The organism is Nocardioides lentus (assembly GCF_039529515.1).
Classification (GTDB): Bacteria; Actinomycetota; Actinomycetes; order Propionibacteriales; family Nocardioidaceae; genus Nocardioides; species Nocardioides lentus.
This window is the reverse complement of sequence record NZ_BAAAMY010000006.1, coordinates 213,235-216,867: the sequence shown is the minus strand read 5'-3', so window position 1 is coordinate 216,867 and position 3,633 is coordinate 213,235. Positions and strand designations below refer to the sequence as shown.

Annotated in this window: 5 protein-coding genes; 1 reads left to right on the top strand and 4 read right to left on the bottom strand. The window is 76.0% G+C overall.

Going from position 1 to position 3,633, the window contains the following annotated elements; all coding sequences use genetic code 11:
* From ABD158_RS14405 to rimP, 4 genes are all read right to left on the bottom strand, one after another.
* Positions 1–359: translation initiation factor IF-2 N-terminal domain-containing protein (locus tag ABD158_RS14405; RefSeq protein ID WP_344008225.1), on the bottom strand; the 359-nt coding region annotated here is incomplete at its 3' end.
* Between the two features lie 98 nt (positions 360–457).
* Positions 458–772: a YlxR family protein gene (locus ABD158_RS14400; RefSeq protein ID WP_344008235.1), complete on the bottom strand. Its 315-nt coding sequence runs from the start codon at positions 770–772 to the stop codon at positions 458–460.
* Positions 773–856: 84 nt separating this feature from the next.
* Positions 857–1,891, bottom strand: a complete 1,035-nt coding sequence (gene nusA / locus ABD158_RS14395; protein ID WP_344008224.1) for a transcription termination factor NusA — start codon at positions 1,889–1,891, stop codon at positions 857–859.
* Positions 1,891–2,385: a ribosome maturation factor RimP gene (gene rimP, locus ABD158_RS14390; RefSeq protein WP_344008223.1), complete on the bottom strand. Its 495-nt coding sequence runs from the start codon at positions 2,383–2,385 to the stop codon at positions 1,891–1,893. Before rimP ends, nusA begins: the two co-directional genes overlap by 1 nt.
* 157 nt (positions 2,386–2,542) lie before the next feature.
* On the opposite strand from rimP, the gene ABD158_RS14385 reads away from it, so the two are divergent.
* Positions 2,543–3,544: a DUF4439 domain-containing protein gene (locus ABD158_RS14385; RefSeq protein WP_344008222.1), complete on the top strand. Its 1,002-nt coding sequence runs from the start codon at positions 2,543–2,545 to the stop codon at positions 3,542–3,544.
* The last annotated feature ends 89 nt before the right edge of the window (positions 3,545–3,633 follow it).

Below are 3,633 nucleotides of genomic sequence, written 5' to 3'. Positions count from 1 at the left end.
CTCGCCGCCGGGGCGGCGGGCGCCGCGGGGGTCACCGGGGCGGCGGGCGGCGCCTGCGGCTCCGGGGCCTTCGGCTGACGGGGACCGGGCCGGGGGCCCGGGCGGGCTCCCGACGCGGGGGTGGCGGCCGGTGCCGCACCGTTGCCGGACGCAGGAGCGCCGGTGCCGGACGCGCCTCCGGCGGGCGCAGAGCCCTTCAGCTCCTCGCCGAACTGCTTCTTGAACCGCATCTCGACGGGCGGTTCGACGGTGGAGGACGCCGACTTGACGAACTCCCCCATCTCCTTGAGCTTCTCGAGAACGAACTTGCTCTCGACGCCGTACTCCTTGGCGAGCTCGTGAACTCGGGTCTTGGCCACGTTTCTCCTTCTGGCCCGAGACCCGGTCCGGCGGAGCCGGGGGGAGGTTCGGACCGTTAGCGGTGGTGCAAACTCATCGTGAGGTACTCATCGAGTGCTCATGAGCCGTTGCTCCAGCTTCTGTCGGTCGGTAGGTCGGTCGGTCGTGCGGGTGGTGCGGGTCGTGCGGCGAGCCGGCTGTCGAGGTGGTCCGTCAGGGCCTCCACCGACAGCGGGGGCGGTACCCGCAGCGCGCGGGGGAACGCCTTCCGTCGCACGGCGAGGTCCAGGCACGCGGGGTCGGGGTGCACGTGCGCCCCTCGCCCCGGTGCCCTGCGGCCGGGATCCGGCACGACGGCCGGTCGGCCGTGCGCGTCGGGCCCCGCGGTCACCCGCAGCAGCTCGTCGGCGGCAGCCCGCCCGCGACATCCCACGCACGTGCGCACAGGAGAGTTCTCGGATCGTGCCACCGAGACTCCACACTACCCCCGTCCACCAGTGGACGGCGAACCGGACCGTCAGGCCCCGGCCCCGCCGTCCGGCTCCGCGCCGGCCCTCCCGGCGCCCTTCTCGGCGGCGTCCTCGGGGGTCTCCTCGTCGGAGCGGATGTCGATGCGCCAGCCGGTGAGGCGGGCGGCGAGGCGGGCGTTCTGCCCCTCCTTGCCGATCGCGAGCGACAGCTGGAAGTCCGGCACGACGACGCGCGCCGTCCGGGTCTCCTCGGACACCACGGTCACCGACGAGACCCGGGCGGGCGACAGGGCGTGGGCCACCATCTCGGCCGGGTCGTCGGAGTGGTCGACGATGTCGATCTTCTCGCCGTTGAGCTCGGCCATGACGTTGCGGACCCGCTGGCCCATCGGTCCGATGCAGGAGCCCTTGGGGTTCACCCCGGCGACGGTCGAGCGGACCGCGATCTTGCTGCGGTGACCGGCCTCGCGGGCGATCGCGACGATCTCGACCGTGCCGTCGGCGATCTCGGGGACCTCCAGGGCGAAGAGCTTGCGCACCAGGTTGGGGTGCGAGCGCGACAGCGTGACCTGCGGACCGCGCATGCCCCGTCGTACGGACACCACGAGGGCCTTGATGCGCGTGCCGTGGCTGTAGCGCTCGCCCGGGACCCGCTCCCCGGGGGGCAGCACCGCCTCGAGCCGGCCGAGGTCGACCAGGACGTCGTCGGGGTTGCGGCCCTGCTGGATGACACCGGAGAGGATGTCGCCCTCCTTGCCGGAGAACTCCCCGAAGCGCACGTCGTCCTCGGCGTCGCGCAGCCGCTGCAGCATCATCTGCTTGGCGGTGGTCGCGGCGATGCGGCCGAAGCCCGCCGGGGTGTCGTCGTACTCCCCGACCGTGGCCCCGTCGTCGTCGAGCTCGGCGGCGAGCACCGCCACGCGCCCGGTCTTGCGGTCCAGCTCGACCCGGGCGTCCTCGGAGGCGCCCGGCGTCTTCTGGTAGGCCGTGAGCAGCGCCTGCTCGATCGCCTCGACGAGCACGTCGAAGGAGATCTCCTTCTCGCGCTCCAGCATGCGCAGCACGCTCAGGTCGATGTCCATCAGGCGTCCCCTCCCGGGCTCGTGCTCGTGCGGTTGAACTCGACCTGGACGACGGCGCGGGCCACCTGGTCGTAGGCGACCTCGCGCGACGTGCCGTCGACGTCGAGGGTGGCGGAGCTCTCCCCCGCCTCGGTGATGCGACCGGTGAGCTTCTCGCCCTCGTGCGGCGTGACGGCCACGAGCCGGTCGCGGTTGCGGCGCCAGTGGCGCGGCTCGGTCAGCGGACGGTCCACGCCGCGGGAGGTCACCTCGAGGGTGTAGGCCCGCTCCCCCATGACGTCGGACTCGTCGAGGACCCGTGACACCTCACGGGTCGCGTCGGCGACGTCGTCCATCGTGATGCCGCCGTCCTTGTCGATCGCGACGCGCAGCACGCTGCGCTTGCCGGCGGCGCTGAGCTCGACGGCCTCGAGGTCGAGGCCCAGGGCGGCGACGGGATCGGTCACGACGGCGCGGATGCGCTGCGTCGTCTCGTCACCTCGGGACTGCTGCACGGTACGACGACCTCCCTATCTGCTGTTGTGGCACTGCGGTGGGCACCGACGAGCGCCCGGTCGCGGCACGGCCCCCGGGGCCGCTGCCGGACCGCCCACTCTAGCCCTCGGTCCGGGGGGCGTGTGGGCCCCCTGGACGTCGCCTACCCTCGCTGTCGTGCCCGACCGCCCCCACCGCCGCGCGCCGTCCCGCCTCGGCCGCCGTGCCGTGCTCGGCGCCGCCGCCGCCGTGGCGTTCGCCGGCTGCGCGGCCCCCGGCGGACCCTCGACGCCCGGGCCGGGCGCGGGAGCGGACGACGCCGGCCCCGACGGAGACCTGACGATCGCCCGGGAGGCCGCCGACCTGGCCGTCGGGCTCCGGGCCCTGGTCGCCGCGACCGTCGGCGAGCACCCCGGCCTGCGCGACGACCTCGCCGACTTGCGCGCCGCCCACGCCGCGCACGCGACGGCCCTCGACGTCGCTCCGGACAGCGCGACCCCGTCGGGGTCGCCCGTACCCGCGGCGACGGTGCCCGGGCGACCGGGACCCGCGCGCGCCGCCGTCGTCCGACGCGAGCAGGAGGCGGTCGCCGCGTACGCCGGGCTGGCCGGGCGCGCCGAGTCCGGTCGCCTCGCCCGCGTCCTGGCCTCGGCGTCGGCCGGCCTCGCGCAGGCGCTGGTCGGGCTCCTGGGCGCGGACGAGGCGCTCGCCGCCGCGACGGGTGCGGCGGGGTCCGTGCCCCTGCCCCCCGACGGCCTCTCGGGCTCCGCGACCGAGGCGCTGCAGACCACCCTCGCCGCCGAGCACGCGGCCGTGTGGACGCTGGCGGTCGTCGGCGCCCGCACCTCGGGCTCGCAGGCACCCGAGCTGCTCGACGCGGTGCGCACGTCGTACGGCACGCACCGCGACCGGCGCGACGCCCTCACCGCGGCGCTGCGCGGCGCCGGGACCGAGCCGACGCCGGCCGCGGCGTCCTACGCGACCCCCGACCTGGGCGACGGTCCCGACGGGCGTCGGGCGGCCGCGCGCCGGGTCGAGGAGGCCTGCGCCACGACGTACGCCTCCCTGGCGGGCAGCACCACCGCCGAGCGCCGGGCCTGGGCCACCGCGGCGCTGACCGACGCGGCCGTGCGCGCCCTCGGCCTGGGCGGCCCCGCCACCCCCCTGCCCGGCCTGTAGGCCGGGTCGGCACGAGATCCCGCCCCGTCCGGGGGGAACGGGGGGTCAGGTGCCGACCCGGAGGACGACGGGAGGCCCGCCGGCCCACC

Excerpts from the sequence above, each read along its gene's own strand:
- nusA (WP_344008224.1), bottom strand. The coding sequence starts at position 1,891 with ATGGACATCGACCTGAGCGTGCTGCGCATGCTGGAGCGCGAGAAGGAG.